This is a genomic window from Xanthobacter sp. 126, from assembly GCF_000526175.1.
Classification (GTDB): domain Bacteria; phylum Pseudomonadota; class Alphaproteobacteria; order Rhizobiales; family Xanthobacteraceae; genus Xanthobacter; species Xanthobacter aminoxidans.
Map to the genome: position 1 here is coordinate 1,436,765 of NZ_JAFO01000001.1, position 14,437 is coordinate 1,451,201.

The following is a 14,437-nucleotide window of genomic DNA, read 5'->3' on the forward strand; positions in this document are numbered from 1 at the left end:
GTTCATGGCCTTTCCTCACTGTGTGGCCGCCGGCTGCGGGTCCCCCGCTTACGGCGAGCATGACGTTGTGGCCCGGAGCGGCGACGCTGGAATGACGAGGCGACCCAATGGCATCGAAAGTGAAGGCAGTAGGGGGCGTGGAAAAGGCCAAAAGCGCGACTGCCGCAAATAAAGGCAGGCCCGAAACTCAGGCGGCGCCGTCCGGCCGAAAGTCTTCGGCCAAAACTTCTGCGCCGAAGACGGCGGTTCCGGCCGCCGAGCCTGCCCGCCGGCGCGACGATCTTCCCGCCGTCGCCCTCGCGATCCCGCCCGCCGAACTCGATGCATCGAACAAGGCTTATTTCGACAAGTGCGTGGAGAAGATCGGCTTCGTGCCGAACGTTCTCCAGGCCTATACGCTCGACATGGCGAAGCTGAACGCCTTCGCCGGCATGTACAATGATCTGATGCTCGCGCCATCCGGCCTCTCGAAGCTGGAGCGGGAGATGATCGCGGTGGTCGTTTCCAGCATCAACCGCTGCTATTACTGTCTCACCGCGCACGGAGCTGCGGTGCGTCAGCTTTCCGGAGATCCCATCCTCGGCGAGCAGATGGTGATGAACTATCGCGCCGCCCGGCTCGACCCGCGCCGCCGGGCCATGCTCGACTTCGCCGCCAAGCTCACCGAGCGACCCCATGAAGTGGAGGAAGAAGACCGGGAGGCGCTGCGCAAGGTCGGCTTTTCCGAACGCGACATCTGGGACATCGGCGCCGTGGTCGGCTTCTTCAACATGTCCAACCGCATCGCCTCGGCCACGGACATGCGCCCGAACGAGGAATATCACGTCCAGGCACGTACGCCGAAGGGGTGAGGCCCGGCCGAAGGGCTCGCCTGCCGGTCCGGAAAGGTATATTTATATAGATATAGTTTTCCGGATCTTGAGGCGCAGCATGGCTCTGGCACGCCGTCTGTTCATGCTTGTGATACCTGCCCTCGACTGCGGCGGAGGCGGACGGTGAGGACTGCGGCAAGGCGGCATGGCCGCTCGCATCCGCCCGCACCCGCCTCGCGGCGCCGGCTCGCACGGTGGAGGTCGGCGGACGCCTGTCCTTGCCGCTGGAGGGCGCCGTGACGCTCGCCTTGTCGGATCGCGCTTCCGCGGCCCTGCCGTTCCCGCCGACCCGGCAGGGGCGGGAATCGCGGGCCGGATTCGCCCGCATCGCAGTGCCCCCGCCCGGTGGGGACTATCAGATCACAGTGTCGGACGGCGCGTGGCTCAACGTGTTCGCGGACGGCAGGCCGCTGGCGCCGCTCGCCTTCACCGGCGTGCATGCCTGCCCGGGCGTGCGCAAGAGCCTGCGCTTTCGTTTGCCGTCCGGCGAGGCGGTGCTGGTCGTGACCGATGCCGCAGGCTCTGGTCTCGGCGTGGTCATCGATCCCGTTGGGCCTTGAGAGCAGAAACAACTTCGGCTCAACCAAGGCGGGTATGGCTATTGATTACCTCCTGCCGCAGCGTCTCTCAGACAATAGTGGTAAGATCGAGCTAGACATTCGTCAGCGCCCCGGTCTATTGACGCAGCCGCGGCGGAGCATGATAGCTTGCGCCCCAAGATCAAGCGCACCAGCCAAGGTGCCGAATGTTGCGGAGATCGGCTGGAGCGCATCGCTTGCGATGTGCGGCCGGGGAACAGCGAGGGCGCCTTACGATCATGGACAGCGTCTCAGACGTGCCCTACATCGTTGAAGCTTCAGGTCTTACGAAGGAATTCAAGGGGTTCGCTGCGGTCAAGAACGTTGACCTCAGGATCCGCCGACACACCATTCACGCCCTGATCGGGCCGAACGGTGCCGGTAAGACCACGTGCTTCAACCTGATTACCAAGTTTCTGGAGCCGACGCGCGGCACCATCAAGTTGAACGGCCGCGATATTACGCGCACGCCGCCAGCGGATGTTGCGCGGATGGGCATGGTCCGTTCGTTCCAGATCTCCGCCACGTTCCCGTACCTCACGGTGCTGGAGAACGTGCGGATCGCGCTGCAGCGGCCCATCGGCAACTCGTTCCACTTCTGGCAGTCGGAGAAGAGCCTCGAAGCGCTCAACGACCGCGCCATGGAACTGATCGCCGACGTGGACCTGACCCAGTACGCGAAGCACCTCGCGGTGGAGCTGCCCTACGGCCGCAAGCGCGCGCTGGAGATCGCCACCACGCTGGCGCTCGAGCCGGAAATGCTGCTGCTGGACGAGCCCACCTCCGGCATGGGCCGCGAGGACATCGCCCGCACGGCGGACCTCATCAAGCGCGTCTCGGACAACCGCACCATCCTCATGGTGGAGCACAATCTTTCGGTCGTGGCCAATCTCTCGGACCGGATCACCGTGCTGGCGCGCGGCGAGATCCTCACCGAAGGCCCCTATGCCGAAGTGTCGAAGAACCCGCAGGTGATCGAGGCCTATATGGGCACCGGTGGAGCGCATTGAGATGGCCGCGAACGGAACGCCCCTCCTCGAGGTGAAGGACCTGCACGGCCACTATGGCGAGAGCCATGTGCTGCACGGCATGACCTTCGACGTCCATCCGGGCGAGGTGGTGACGCTGCTTGGCCGCAATGGCGCCGGCAAGACCACCACCATGCGGGCCATCATGGGCCTGCTGCGCAAGCGCGCCGGTTCCATCCGCTATCAGGGCACTGAAACGGTTGGATTGGCGCCCAACAAGATCGCCCGGCTCGGCATCGCCATCTGCCCGGAAGAGCGGGGCATCTTCTCCTCGCTCTCCGTGCGCGAGAACCTGCTGCTGCCGCCCGTGGTGCTGCCCGGCGGCCTGACCGTGGACGAGGTGCACGAGCTGTTCCCGCGGCTCGAAGAGCGCCGCAACAGCCAGGGCACCAAGCTGTCGGGCGGCGAGCAGCAGATGCTGGCCATCGCCCGCATCCTGCGCACGGGGGCAAAGCTCCTGCTGCTGGACGAGCCCTCCGAGGGCCTTGCGCCGGTGATCGTGCAGCACATCGGCCAGATCATCCGGGACCTCAAGAAGAAGGGGTTCACGGTGCTGCTCGTGGAGCAGAATTTCCACTTCGCCTCCACTGTCGCCGATCGCCACTACGTGGTGGAGCACGGCCGTGTGGTGGACATGGTGGAAAACGACAAGATCGCGGAAAACGCGGCTCGTCTCGAAGCCTTTCTCGGCGTCTGACGCCGGGTTTCCGACAGCGAGAAAATCCGGTTCCAGCCGGAGGGAGGACACATCATGCGTCTTGCAGCCGTATTGCTGGCCGCCGCCAGCGTCGTCGTTGCCGCTGGCGCCGCCAAGGCCCAGGTTCCCGTCAAGATCGGCGTTCTCAATGACCAGTCGGGCCTCTACGCCGATCTCGGCGGCCAGGGCTCCGTGTGGGCCGCCAAGAAGGCGGTCGAGGACTTTGGCGCCGCCGCCAAGGGCCTCAAGGTGGACGTGATCTTCGCCGATCACCAGAACAAGGCCGACGTCGGCACCTCCATCGCCCGCCAGTGGTACGACGTGGACGGTGTGGACGTCATCCTGGACGTGCCGAATTCCGGCGTGGCGTTGGCGGTCAGCGGCGTGACCAAGGAAAAGAACAAGGTCTTCATCAATTCCGGCGCGGCCACTTCGGACCTCACCGGCAAGGCCTGCACGCCCAACACCGTGCACTGGACCTACGACACCTGGGCGCTGGCCAACGGCACCGGCAAGGCGATCGTGAAGACCGGCGGCGACACCTGGTTCTTCCTGACCGCCGATTATGCCTTCGGCCATGCGCTCGAGCGCGACACCTCGAAGGTGGTGGCGGAGAATGGCGGCAAGGTGGTCGGCTCCGTGAAGGTGCCGCTCAACAACGCCGACTTCTCCTCCTTCCTGCTGCAGGCGCAGTCGTCCAAGGCCAAGGTCATCGGCCTCGCCAATGCCGGCGGCGACACCATCAACTCCATCAAGCAGTCGGCGGAATACGGCATCGTCGAGGGCGGCCAGAAGCTCGCCGGCCTCCTCATCTTCCTCACCGACGTGCATTCGCTGGGGCTGAAGACCGCCCAGGGCCTGACCCTGACCGAAGCCTGGTACTGGGACCAGACCGACGCCAACCGCAAGTTCGCGGACGCCTTCGCCGCGGCCAACGGCGGCAAGCGTCCGACCATGGTGCAGGCGGGCGTCTACGCCGGCACGCTGCACTATCTGAAGGCGGTCGAGGCCCTGAAGTCTGCCAAGGACGGCGCCGCCGTTGTGGCCAAGATGAAGGAAATCCCCACCGACGACCCGCTGTTCGGCAAGGGCGAGGTGCGCGTCGACGGCCGCACCATTCATCCCATGTATCTCTATGAGGTGAAGAAGCCCTCCGAATCCAAGGGGCCGTGGGACTACTACACCCTGAAGGCGACCATCCCCGCCAACGAGGCGTTCCGTCCGCTCTCCGAGAGCGACTGCCCGCTCGTCAAGAAGGGCTGATCCAGAATCCGGATCGGGCGGGTCCTCAGGGCCCGCCCGATCCTTCTCCTCCGTGTCCGGTACCCCCAGTTCCGGTTGTCGCTTGCGGTTTCCGCCGTTTCCTCCTGACGAGACGGGTCTTCGATGTTCGAGCTCATCGGCATTCCCCCCCAGGCCCTGTTCGGGCAATTGCTCCTGGGTCTAATTAACGGCGCGTTCTACGCCATGCTGAGCCTCGGGCTCGCGGTGATTTTCGGCCTTTTGAACGTCATCAACTTCACCCACGGCGCGCAGTACATGATGGGCGCGTTCGGGGCGTGGATGCTGCTGAACTATGCCGGCATCCCCTTCTGGGGGGCGCTCGTGCTTTCGCCCATCATCGTGGCGATCATCGGCATGGTCATTGAGAGGACGCTGCTCAAACGGCTGTACCATCTCGATCATCTCTACGGCCTGCTGCTGACCTTCGGCCTCGCCCTCATCCTCGAGGGCCTGTTCCGGCGGCAGTACGGCTCCTCGGGCCTGCCGTACAACAACCCGCTGCCGGGCGGCACCAATCTCGGCTTCATGTTCCTGCCCAACTACCGCGCCTTCGTGGTGGTGGCCTCGCTGGTCGTCTGCCTTGCCACCTGGTTCGTGATCGAGCGCACCAAGCTCGGCTCCTACCTGCGCGCCGCCACCGAGCGGCCGGACCTAGTGCAGGCCTTCGGCATCGACGTGCCGCGTATGATCACGCTCACCTACGGCTTCGGCGTGGGCCTTGCGGCGCTCGCCGGCGTGCTCGCTGCCCCGGCCTATCAGGTGAGCCCCACCATGGGCTCGAACCTCATCATCGTGGTGTTCGCGGTGGTGGTGATCGGCGGCATGGGCTCGATCATGGGCGCCATCGTCACCGGCTTCGGCCTCGGCGTCATCGAGGGCCTGACCAAGGTCTTCTATCCCGAGGCGTCGTCCACCGTGATCTTCGTCATCATGGCCATCGTGCTCATGGTGAAGCCCGCCGGCCTGTTCGGCACGGCCAAGTGAGGGCTGCTACATGAGCTCCGCAACCCATCCCGCCTCCGCCCCCGCCACCTCCGGCGCCAGCTCCAACGTCATGCTCCTGTTCGCCGTCGCCGCGGTGGCGGTGCTGCTGGTGGCGCCGTTCGGCGTCTATCCCGTGTTCCTGATGAAGGTGATGTGTTTCGCGCTGTTCGCGTGCGCCTTTAACTTGCTGCTGGGCTACACGGGCCTCCTGTCGTTCGGCCACGCCATGTTCTTCGGCGGGTCGGCCTACATCTGCGCCCACACCACCAAGGTGCTGGGCTTCACCCCCGAGCTTGCCATTCTCTCCGGTGTCGCCTTCTCGGTGGTGCTGGGCTTCCTCGCGGGGCTGCTGTCCATCCGCCGGCAGGGCATCTACTTCGCCATGGTCACGCTGGCTCTGGCGCAGATGTTCTTCTTCTTCTGCCTGCAGGCGAAGTTCACCGGCGGCGAGGATGGCCTTCAGGCGGTGCCGCGCCGGCCGCTGTTCGGCGTCATCGACATCAGCCAGGACATCCACCTCTACTACTTCGTGCTGGCGATCTTCCTGTTCGGTTTCTTCGTCATCTACCGCACCATCCATTCGCCCTTCGGGCAGGTGCTGAAGGCGATCCGCGAGAACGAGCCGCGCGCCATCTCGCTCGGCTACCGGGCCAACCAGTACAAGCTGCTCGCCTTCGTGCTCTCGGCGGCGCTGGCGGGCCTCGCCGGTTCGACCAAGGTGCTGGTGTTCCAGCTCGCTTCGCTCACCGACGTCGCCTGGCAGATGTCGGGCGAGGTGGTGCTGATGACGCTGGTGGGCGGCATGGGCACCGTGCTCGGCCCGGTGGTGGGCGCGGCGGTGATCGTGACCATGCAGAACTATCTCGCCGGTCTCGGCGAGTGGGTGCTGGTGATCCAGGGCGTCATCTTCGTGCTCGCCGTCTCGCTGTTCCGCCGCGGCTTCGTCGGTGAGGTCATCGCGATCTGGCAGCAGATGAAGGCCCGCAAGGCCAACAGCTAGGCCGTCAGTCGCCGGCCCTGGGCCGGCCCGACATCCTCCCACCCCGCGGGCGCCCGTCGCTCGCGGGGTTTTTCATTTCAGGGCGCGTTCCCGTCAGCGGCGGCGCACGGTATCCATCGCGAAGACCGCGAGGCCGGCGGCCAGCCCCCACACCGGGGCGCCGAGGCCGAGGGCGCTGATGCCCGACGCCGTGGTGGCGAAGGTGACGATCGCAGCGGTGCGGTCCTTGTCCACGCTGAGCGCCGCGGTGAGCGAGCCGGTGAGGGGAGCGATCAGCGCCAGCCCCGCGATGGTCGCGACCAGCGCCGGCGGCAGGGCCGCGAACACCGCGACCAGGGAGGCCCCCGCCGCGGCCAGCAGCAGATAGAACAGGGCATAGACCGGCCCCGCCTTCCATCGCGCCCGCGGGTCCGGGTCGCAGTCCGGCCCCGTGCACAAGGCGGCAGTGATGGCAGCAAGATTCGAGGCATGGGCGCCGAACGGCGCGGTGAGCACCGAAGCGATGCCGGTGGTGGCAAGGATGGAGCGCACGGGCGGCACGTAGCCGCTGGCGGTGAGCACGGCGAAGCCGGGCAGGTTCTGCGACGCCATGGTCACGAGGAACAGCGGCAATGCGATGCTGAGGAGCACGCCGCCGTCGAACTCCGGCGTCACCCACACCAGCGCCGACAGCTCCGGCGCGGGCATCGGTCCCACCACGCCCAGCCCGAGGGCCGCGCCGATGCCGGCGACGAGCGCCGCCGGCACGGACCAGCTCGGCGCCAGCCGGCGGGTCAGGAAGAAGGCGGCCACCACCGGCAGCACCAGCAGTGGGCTCTTCACCGCATGTTCTGCCAGCGCCGTGACGAAGCGCACCAGCACGCCCGCGAGCATCGCTGCCGCCACCGCCACGGGAATGCGGGCCACCAGCGTGCCGAGCGGCTTCACCGCAGCGCAAGCCACCATGAGGAGCCCGGCCACCAGGAAGGCCCCCACCGCCCGCTCCATGCCGATCCCCGCCCCGAAGGCGGCGAGCAGGGCCGCGCCCGGCGTGGACCAGGCGGTGATGATGGGCAGGCGGTGGCGGATGGAGAGGACCGCGCTCGATCCCGCAATCGCGAGACAGAGCGCCGCCACCCAGGACGACGCCTGCGCCGGGCTCGCGCCCACTGCCGCGGCGGCGGAGAGAATGAGGGCGAGGGTCCCGCCGAAGCCCACGAGGGCGGCGACGAAGGCCGACACGATGGCGGAGACCGGCACGCTCAACTCCTCGCGGATATCTATCGGAAGGCCTCCGCCGGCAGGCTCAGGGGGCCTGAGCCGACAGGACCGGGACGAGCGCCGCCAGCGTCTGCCGCCGCGCCACCAGTCCGAGGGATTCGGGGGAGGCCATGTCGAGGGAGGTGTAGCGCACGAACACGGCGGTGTGGCCGCCCTTCCTCGCGAAGCCCACGAACCAGCCGAACGGGCGCGACCGGTCGATGCGTCCGTCCGGGAAGCGTCCGAAGCCGGAGCCGGTCTTGCCGAAAGTGAGCCAGCCGGCGGGTTGCTCGTCGATGGCCATGATGCGGATGGTCTCGTCGACGGCGTCGGCCGAAACCGGCAGCTGGCCCTTCAGCATGCGGCGCAGGAAGTCGATCTGCTCGCGCGGCGAGATGACGAGGGAGGAGGAGATCCAGTAGCGCTTGCCGGGCTCCGCCTCGCCCTTCACCCCGCCCATGTTCTCGTTGCCGTAGGTGAAGACCTTGAGATAGTGGGCCATCCGCTCGCCGCCAAGCTCGGCGGCCAGCACCTCGGAATACCAGACCACCGAGTTCTTCATCCAGGAGCGGGGCGTCTGGGGGCCGCGCGTCACCTCCCGCTCGAGGTCGGCACCGGGCGGGGGCTCGTAGACCGGCTTGCTGTCGCTCTTGAGGATGTCGGCGTCGTAGCCCATCAGCGCCAGCACCACCTTGAAGGTGGAGTTGGGCGGATGCCGCGCGGCGCACAGCCCCTGCTTCGCCAGCACCCGGCCGCTGTCGAGATCGGTGACGAGCAGGCAGTCCTCCGCCGCGGCCGCCGGGCGCATCCCGAGGAGCGCCGGGGCCAAAACGAGGGACAGGGTGAAGGCGAGACGGGCGAGGGGCGTTGCCGCCCCGGATCGCATCCGCCCCATCAGGAGGCCTTGGCCGGCTTGTCCACCAGGCGGGGCGCGTAGGTGTGCTCCTTGGCCGGGAAGGTGCGGGCGCGCACCTCCTCGGCATAAGTCGCCACCGCCGTCTCGATGGCCGGGCCGAGGTTCGCGTATTTCTTCACGAACTTCGGCACCCGGTCGCCGAGGCCGAGCATGTCCTCAAGCACCAGGATCTGTCCGTCGCAGGCCGGCGAGCCGCCGATGCCGATGGTGGGGCAGGGGACTTCCTCGGTGATGCGGCGAGCGAGCGGCTCGGCGATGGCCTCCAGCACGATGGAGAAGGCGCCGGCCTCGGCGATGGCGCGAGCGTCGTCGAGGATGATGGAAGCCTCGGCATCGTCGCGGCCGCGCGCCTTGAACGAGCCGAGCGTGTTGATGGCCTGCGGTGTGAGGCCCACATGGCCCATCACCGGCACGCCGCGATCCACCAGGAAGCGCACGGTCTCGGCCATGCGGCGCCCGCCTTCGAGCTTCACCGCGCCTGCGCCGGTCTCCTTGAGCACGCGGGCGGCGGTGTGGAAGGCTTCGGTGGGGCTCGCCTCGTAGCTGCCGAAGGGCAGGTCCACCACGATGAGCGCGCGCTGCGTGCCGCGCACCACTGCGCGGCCGTGCACGATCATCATCTCCACGGTGACGGGGACGGTGGTCTCCAGCCCGTGCATCACCATGCCGAGGCTGTCGCCGACGAGGATCAGGTCCACGTGGCGGTCGAGCAGGCGCGCCGTGTGCGCGTGGTAGGAGGTGAGCGACACGATGGGCTCTCCCCCCTTGCGGGCCTGGATCTCGGGCGCGGTGACGCGGCGGGCGTCGGCCTGAATGGACATGGCGTTCCTCTTGGCTTGGCCGCCGTCTTGGCTGCGGCCGGGGTCGCTCGCGGCTCCGGCGGGAGCCGTCCTCACCTGTGCGTTGTTCTTGTTCCCCTGCGGCGTTGGCCGCTTCTACATCACCGGCACGCCGACGACGTAGGGATGGAATAGGTAGGCGAGGGCGAGATAGAGCACCAGCCCCCCGCCCACCACCAGCGCGTCGCCGGCCCAGTTCTTCGGCGCCACCGGCACGGGCAGGTCGCGCCGCTTCAGCGAGATGCGGTCGAAAACCGCCCAGGCCAGCACCGCGCCGAACAGCACGATGGAGGCGATGTCGCCATTGGCGAGCAGATGCGCCACGGCCCACGTCTTCACGCCCACCAGCATGGGGTGCTTGAGCCAGGCCTTCACATGGCTCGGCACATAGGCGGCGACGATGGAAATGGCGGCGAACAGCATCAGGAGCAGCGTGAGGTGCCGCATCCCCACCGGCGGGTTCCACACCTGCATGGGGCCGGAGGCACGCCACAGCGCATAGCCATAGGCCGTGAGCAGGAGGCCGGACGCTGCCAGCAGGGAATAGAAGCCTTTGTAGGGGCCTTCCCCCAATTGGGCGATGAGGCCGGCGCGCAGACCCCGGACAGTCGTCACCAGATGGATGCCGAGGAAGACCACGAGGCCGAGCAGCATCATCACCATGGGGCAGGTCTCCTTCAGGCGCGGACCCGAAACATCCGCCGCCGACGGGCGGACCTTAGTGGGGCTGGAGCCGGATGGAAACGGGGCACCGACGCCCGGCCGCCGGCATCGGCCAGATGTCCCTGCGGCAGCAACACCTTGCGCGCGGTTGCAAGCGTGGCACTATGGCTGACGGGAGGGTAACGGGCATGAGTCTACCGCTGGTTGTGCGGCCGCGTACCGGCCGGGCCGAGGCAAGGCGTCTACCCGCGATGCACCCGTCGGCGGCCTCCGGCAGATGGCTGGCGTCGCTTCTCCTCGCGGTCTCGCTCGTATGGCTGCTGGCCTGTGCCGCGCCGGCCTCCGCCGGCACCGCGGCCGTGGTGGCGCGGATCGACCTGTCGCGGCAGACCATGACCGTGAGCGTGAACGGCATGCCGCAATATTCCTGGCCGGTCTCCACCGCCCGCCGCGGCTATGTCACGCCCACCGGCGCCTACCGGCCCCAGCGCATGTACCGCAGCTATTTCTCGCGCAAATATTACAACTCGCCCATGCCGTACTCGATCTTCTTCAACGGGGGCTATGCCATCCACGGCAGCTATGAGGTCAGCCGCCTCGGCGCGCCGGCCTCGCACGGCTGCGTGCGGCTGCACCCGTCGAATGCCGCGACGCTCTATTCCCTGGTGCAGACCTACGGGGCGGGAAACACGCTGATTCTCGTCACCCGCTGAGACGCCGCTTTTCCGGCTCCTCGTCCGGCGCATGCGTGCCCTGCGGCGAATCCCTCGCAACAGGTCTTCTATTCGTCGCGCACCCATGGTATCGGCCACTGCCAACTCGTAGCGAGGTTCTTAAGCCCCTCGGCCAGCCCACGGCTGGGTCCAGGCTCAGTCCCTCGTTCCGGCCCCGATCCAGCGGTCGCGTTCCGCGCCGCCACCAGGAGTTGGCCATGACGACCCCCAATGGGACTGCGCATTCGTCCGCAATCGACAGCCGCTCGCGCTTCCGCGAGGCGCTGACGTTCGACGATGTGCTGCTGACGCCCGGCGCCTCCGAGGTGATGCCCGGTCAGGTGGAAATCACCACCCAGCTTACCAAGACCATCAGCCTCAACATGCCGATCATTTCCGCGGCCATGGACACGGTGACCGAATCGCGGCTCGCCATCGCCATGGCGCAGGCCGGCGGTATCGGCGTCATCCACCGCAATCTCTCGCCCGAGATGCAGGCCGAGCATGTGCGGCAGGTGAAGAAGTACGAATCGGGCATGGTGGTGAACCCCGTCACCATCCACCCCGACCAGACGCTCTCCGACGCGCTCGACCTGATGAAGCGCTATTCCATCTCCGGCATTCCGGTGGTGGAGCGGGGCACCGGCGGCATCGCCGGCCGTCTCGTCGGCATCCTGACCAACCGTGACGTGCGCTTCGCCCGTGATCCCGCCCAGCGCGTCGCCGAGCTGATGACCAAGGACCGGCTGGTCACCGTCCGCGAGGGCCAGGTGAACCAGGACGAGGCCAAGCGCCTGCTGCACCAGTACCGCATCGAGAAGCTGCTGGTGGTGGACGCCGACGACCGCTGCGTCGGCCTCATCACGGTGAAGGACATCGAGAAGGCGGTCGCTTACCCCAGCGCCGCCAAGGACGAGCAGGGCCGCCTGCGCGTCGCCGCCGCCACCACGGTGGGTGAGGACGGCTTCGAGCGCACCGAGCGCCTGATCGACGCCGGGGTGGACCTCGTGGTGGTGGACACCGCCCACGGCCATTCGCGCAAGGTGCTGGACCAGGTTTCCCGCATCAAGAAGCTCTCCAACCGCACCCAGATCCTCGCCGGCAACATCGCAACCTCGGACGGCGCCAAGGCGCTGATCGATGCGGGCGCGGATGCGGTGAAGGTGGGCATCGGCCCCGGCTCCATCTGTACTACCCGCATCGTCGCCGGCGTCGGCGTGCCCCAGCTCACCGCCGTGATGGACGCGGTGGAGGCGGCGCTCGCCACCGGAACGCCTGTCGTGGCGGACGGCGGCATCAAGTTCTCCGGCGACCTCGCCAAGGCGCTGGCAGCCGGTGCGTCCGCCGCCATGGTGGGCTCGCTGCTCGCCGGCACCGATGAGAGCCCCGGCGAGGTGTTCCTGTTCCAGGGTCGCTCGTACAAGTCGTACCGCGGCATGGGCTCAGTGGGCGCCATGGCCCGCGGCTCGGCCGACCGCTACTTCCAGGCCGAGGTGCGCGACACCCTGAAGCTGGTGCCGGAAGGCATCGAGGGGCAGGTGGCCTACAAGGGCCCGGTGGGCGCCGTGCTCCACCAGCTCGCCGGCGGCCTGCGGGCGGCCATGGGCTATGTGGGCGGCAGCAACCTGAAGGAGTTCCGCGAGCGCGCCCGCTTCGTGCGCATCTCCTCGGCCGGCCTGCGCGAAAGCCACGTCCACGACGTGACCATCACCCGCGAGAGCCCGAACTACCCGACCAGCGTCTAAGGGCGAAGGTCCTCTACATGAATACCGGCGCGGCTCAGCCCGTGCCGGTATTGCCACCGCGCATCCGGACCACGAATTCCACCAGGAAGGCCGTGGACCAGGCCACCATCATCGGTCCGATGAGCGATTCGAAGCCGGCCACGGCCCGGAAGGCCTTGGCGATGGTCACGCCGTCAGGGCCGAGCGTGGTGTAGGTGGACAGGGAATAATAGATGGCGTCCCGCGGGTCGCCGATTGCGTCGAGCAGCACATAGGCGGCGGCCCAGATACAGACTTCGGCGAGATGCACGAGGCTGAGGCTGAGCACCGTCGCGCTGATGATGGCGGCCTCGACGAAGACGTGGTCGACGTAGACCTTCCCTCTTATGCGGTGCGTGAGGCGCCGACGGATGACCGTCAGCGCGATCGCATGGGTGACAACCGTCAGCATCGCGAGAACGACGCAGGTTGCGACCACCGCCAGAACCGCGCCCGAACCGTTAGTCCCATCCATGTCCCTAGTCGACCTTTCGTGACTGATGGGCCTGCTAGCATACATCTGCAGGGTGAGGTGTGCGCCAGCGTGGCGTTCGGCGACTGGCCGGAACGTTATGGAAACCTGACGAAATGGAAGTTAACGAAAGGTAACCAATTCTCGCTTCCCTTGCGGGATACCTAAGGTTAGCCCTATCGGACAGGGGCGGCGCATGAGGGGATCGTGCCGGCACCGCATGGCGGCGCCGGGCAGACCCTTTGCCCTGGAGCCGCTCACTCATGCCCGGACCCGCTCGGCGCGTGGATTTTGCTGTCATTGGCGTTCAGAAGGCCGGAACGACGGCGCTCTTCCACTTTCTTTCCCAGCATTCCCGGATTTGCGCGCCTGATACGAAGGAGTTGCACTTCTTCGACGACGACAGCCGCTGCTGGGCTTGCCCCGATTACCGTGATTACCTGTGCCGCTTCCCAAAGCGCCGCGATTGCATCCGTGGAGAAGCGACGCCCTCCTACATCTGGTGGCCTCAAGCGCTGGAGCGGCTTCATGCGCACAATCGCGAGGTCAAAGTCATCGCCTTGTTCCGCGATCCGGTGGACCGGGCACACGCCCATTGGCGCATGAGCCGGTCCATGGGGCGGGAGTGCCTCGACTTTTCGAGCGCGATCCGCGCGGGTCGCCGCCGGTTCGCCACAACGGCATCCGACGATCCACGAAGGCGGCATTTTTCCTATGTGGAGCGGGGCTTCTACGGCGCGCAGGTGGAGCGGCTTTTGTCCATCTTCCCGCGCACGCAAGTCCTAATGCTGCGGCAGGACGATCTGGCCCTGCGACATGGCGAGACGCTTGCGCGGGTGTTCGACTTTCTTGAATTGGAAGGCGAGGAGGTCGCATCGCAGCGTGTTTTCAGCGGCGACGCGGCGACGCACGTCCGCGAGGACGATGCCGCGTATCTGGCCGAGGCCTATTCCGGCGATCTGATCCGCTTCGCCGAGCTGAGCAGGCTCGACGTGTCGGACTGGCTCACTTTCTCTCCGTCGGAGAAGACGTGTCACACGTTGCGGCGAGGGTCCTTGGGCGGAGTGACGTCGATCATCCCGCTCTCGTCCGCCGTCCCGTAGGTGCGCATCTCGCGCAGGTCGATGACCCGGAAGGAGAAGACGCCGTCGCGCTTCATGCCCGGCGCGCGGCCGGTGACGAGGGCATAAACGCCGCCGCCCAGAATCAGGGCGGTGATGACGATGCCCGCCACCAGGATGAGGCCGCCCACGAGTGTGAAGAGGGCGAGGCCGACGAGACCCGCCACCACAAGGCCGGCGATGCCGCCGAAGATGTTCACGAGCTGTTTCATAGCTGAAAGACTGCCGGCCAATTCAGGCGGAAATCCGTGCGGCGAGGCCGCTGCGC

Annotated in this window: 16 protein-coding genes; 10 read left to right on the forward strand and 6 right to left on the reverse strand. The window is 67.1% G+C overall.

The features are described from left to right. Positions 1 to 302: 302 nt before the first annotated feature. The 7 genes from XAN126_RS0106705 (at position 303) to XAN126_RS0106735 (ending at position 6,443) form a co-directional block, all read left to right on the forward strand. Positions 303 to 851 carry a peroxidase-related enzyme gene (locus XAN126_RS0106705; RefSeq protein WP_038225773.1) on the forward strand — a complete coding sequence of 183 codons (549 nt, stop codon included), beginning with the start codon at positions 303 to 305 and terminating at the stop codon, positions 849 to 851. A 257-nt stretch (positions 852 to 1,108) separates the two neighbouring features. Beyond that, positions 1,109 to 1,432: a hypothetical protein gene (locus XAN126_RS26905; RefSeq protein WP_155982238.1), complete on the forward strand. Its 324-nt coding sequence runs from the start codon at positions 1,109 to 1,111 to the stop codon at positions 1,430 to 1,432. Between the two features lie 257 nt (positions 1,433 to 1,689). Beyond that, positions 1,690 to 2,460, forward strand: coding sequence for an ABC transporter ATP-binding protein (locus XAN126_RS0106715; protein ID WP_024277826.1), 771 nt, complete (start codon positions 1,690 to 1,692; stop codon positions 2,458 to 2,460). Position 2,461: 1 nt separating this feature from the next. Next, a complete protein-coding gene (locus XAN126_RS0106720) occupies positions 2,462 to 3,175 on the forward strand; it encodes an ABC transporter ATP-binding protein (RefSeq protein ID WP_024277827.1) in 714 nt (237 codons plus the stop codon). 54 nt (positions 3,176 to 3,229) lie between these two features. Continuing rightward, positions 3,230 to 4,438, forward strand: coding sequence for an ABC transporter substrate-binding protein (locus XAN126_RS0106725; protein ID WP_024277828.1), 1,209 nt, complete (start codon positions 3,230 to 3,232; stop codon positions 4,436 to 4,438). A 123-nt stretch (positions 4,439 to 4,561) separates the two neighbouring features. After that, complete coding sequence (locus tag XAN126_RS0106730) at positions 4,562 to 5,443, forward strand: branched-chain amino acid ABC transporter permease (protein WP_024277829.1); 882 nt, start codon at positions 4,562 to 4,564, stop codon at positions 5,441 to 5,443. A 70-nt stretch (positions 5,444 to 5,513) separates the two neighbouring features. Continuing rightward, entirely contained in the window at positions 5,514 to 6,443 is a 930-nt protein-coding gene (locus XAN126_RS0106735; RefSeq protein ID WP_245272360.1) for a branched-chain amino acid ABC transporter permease, read from the forward strand. A gap of 93 nt (positions 6,444 to 6,536) precedes the next feature. Here the strand turns inward: XAN126_RS0106735 and XAN126_RS0106740 are convergent, their stop codons facing one another. The 4 genes from XAN126_RS0106740 to XAN126_RS0106755 form a co-directional block, all read right to left on the reverse strand. Next, the gene (locus XAN126_RS0106740; protein WP_024277831.1) at positions 6,537 to 7,682 is read right to left on the reverse strand and encodes a benzoate/H(+) symporter BenE family transporter; all 1,146 of its coding nucleotides are present in this window, start codon (positions 7,680 to 7,682) and stop codon (positions 6,537 to 6,539) included. 46 nt (positions 7,683 to 7,728) lie between these two features. After that, a complete protein-coding gene (locus tag XAN126_RS0106745) occupies positions 7,729 to 8,568 on the reverse strand; it encodes a penicillin-binding transpeptidase domain-containing protein (RefSeq protein ID WP_024277832.1) in 840 nt (279 codons plus the stop codon). 8 nt (positions 8,569 to 8,576) lie between these two features. Then, entirely contained in the window at positions 8,577 to 9,419 is an 843-nt protein-coding gene (panB, locus tag XAN126_RS0106750; RefSeq protein WP_024277833.1) for a 3-methyl-2-oxobutanoate hydroxymethyltransferase, read from the reverse strand. 114 nt (positions 9,420 to 9,533) lie between these two features. Next, complete coding sequence (locus XAN126_RS0106755) at positions 9,534 to 10,100, reverse strand: NnrU family protein (protein WP_024277834.1); 567 nt, start codon at positions 10,098 to 10,100, stop codon at positions 9,534 to 9,536. A gap of 188 nt (positions 10,101 to 10,288) precedes the next feature. Here XAN126_RS0106755 and XAN126_RS0106760 point away from each other — a divergent pair, with 188 nt between their 5' ends. Both XAN126_RS0106760 and guaB read left to right on the forward strand, forming a co-directional pair. Continuing rightward, on the forward strand, positions 10,289 to 10,813 hold the full coding sequence (locus tag XAN126_RS0106760) for a L,D-transpeptidase (RefSeq protein ID WP_348550905.1): 525 nt from the start codon (positions 10,289 to 10,291) through the stop codon (positions 10,811 to 10,813). A 218-nt stretch (positions 10,814 to 11,031) separates the two neighbouring features. Next, positions 11,032 to 12,558, forward strand: a complete 1,527-nt coding sequence (guaB, locus tag XAN126_RS0106765) for an IMP dehydrogenase (RefSeq protein ID WP_024277836.1) — start codon at positions 11,032 to 11,034, stop codon at positions 12,556 to 12,558. A gap of 34 nt (positions 12,559 to 12,592) precedes the next feature. On the opposite strand, the gene XAN126_RS26910 is transcribed toward guaB, so the two are convergent. Next, on the reverse strand, positions 12,593 to 13,051 hold the full coding sequence (locus XAN126_RS26910; RefSeq protein ID WP_024277837.1) for an ion channel: 459 nt from the start codon (positions 13,049 to 13,051) through the stop codon (positions 12,593 to 12,595). Positions 13,052 to 13,311: 260 nt separating this feature from the next. On the opposite strand from XAN126_RS26910, the gene XAN126_RS0106775 reads away from it, so the two are divergent. Further along, positions 13,312 to 14,151, forward strand: coding sequence for a sulfotransferase domain-containing protein (locus XAN126_RS0106775; protein ID WP_024277838.1), 840 nt, complete (start codon positions 13,312 to 13,314; stop codon positions 14,149 to 14,151). On the opposite strand, the gene XAN126_RS0106780 is transcribed toward XAN126_RS0106775, so the two are convergent. Next, a complete protein-coding gene (locus XAN126_RS0106780) occupies positions 14,082 to 14,381 on the reverse strand; it encodes a hypothetical protein (protein WP_024277839.1) in 300 nt (99 codons plus the stop codon). The two genes, XAN126_RS0106775 and XAN126_RS0106780, sit on opposite strands and share 70 nt — an antisense overlap. Positions 14,382 to 14,437 lie beyond the last annotated feature (56 nt).

Bases quoted from the DNA above. Each gene is read 5' to 3' on its own strand.
- XAN126_RS26910 (WP_024277837.1), bottom strand. From the start codon at position 13,051: ATGGATGGGACTAACGGTTCGGGCGCGGTTCTGGCGGTGGTCGCAACC.
- XAN126_RS0106745 (WP_024277832.1), bottom strand. From the start codon at position 8,568: ATGCGATCCGGGGCGGCAACGCCCCTCGCCCGTCTCGCCTTCACCCTG.
- XAN126_RS0106725 (WP_024277828.1), top strand. From the start codon at position 3,230: ATGCGTCTTGCAGCCGTATTGCTGGCCGCCGCCAGCGTCGTCGTTGCC.
- XAN126_RS0106780 (WP_024277839.1), bottom strand. From the start codon at position 14,381: ATGAAACAGCTCGTGAACATCTTCGGCGGCATCGCCGGCCTTGTGGTG.
- XAN126_RS0106755 (WP_024277834.1), bottom strand. From the start codon at position 10,100: ATGGTGATGATGCTGCTCGGCCTCGTGGTCTTCCTCGGCATCCATCTG.
- XAN126_RS0106730 (WP_024277829.1), top strand. From the start codon at position 4,562: ATGTTCGAGCTCATCGGCATTCCCCCCCAGGCCCTGTTCGGGCAATTG.
- XAN126_RS0106760 (WP_348550905.1), top strand. From the start codon at position 10,289: ATGAGTCTACCGCTGGTTGTGCGGCCGCGTACCGGCCGGGCCGAGGCA.
- panB (WP_024277833.1), bottom strand. From the start codon at position 9,419: ATGTCCATTCAGGCCGACGCCCGCCGCGTCACCGCGCCCGAGATCCAG.
- XAN126_RS0106720 (WP_024277827.1), top strand. From the start codon at position 2,462: ATGGCCGCGAACGGAACGCCCCTCCTCGAGGTGAAGGACCTGCACGGC.
- XAN126_RS0106715 (WP_024277826.1), top strand. From the start codon at position 1,690: ATGGACAGCGTCTCAGACGTGCCCTACATCGTTGAAGCTTCAGGTCTT.
- guaB (WP_024277836.1), top strand. From the start codon at position 11,032: ATGACGACCCCCAATGGGACTGCGCATTCGTCCGCAATCGACAGCCGC.
- XAN126_RS0106735 (WP_245272360.1), top strand. From the start codon at position 5,514: ATGCTCCTGTTCGCCGTCGCCGCGGTGGCGGTGCTGCTGGTGGCGCCG.
- XAN126_RS0106775 (WP_024277838.1), top strand. From the start codon at position 13,312: ATGCCCGGACCCGCTCGGCGCGTGGATTTTGCTGTCATTGGCGTTCAG.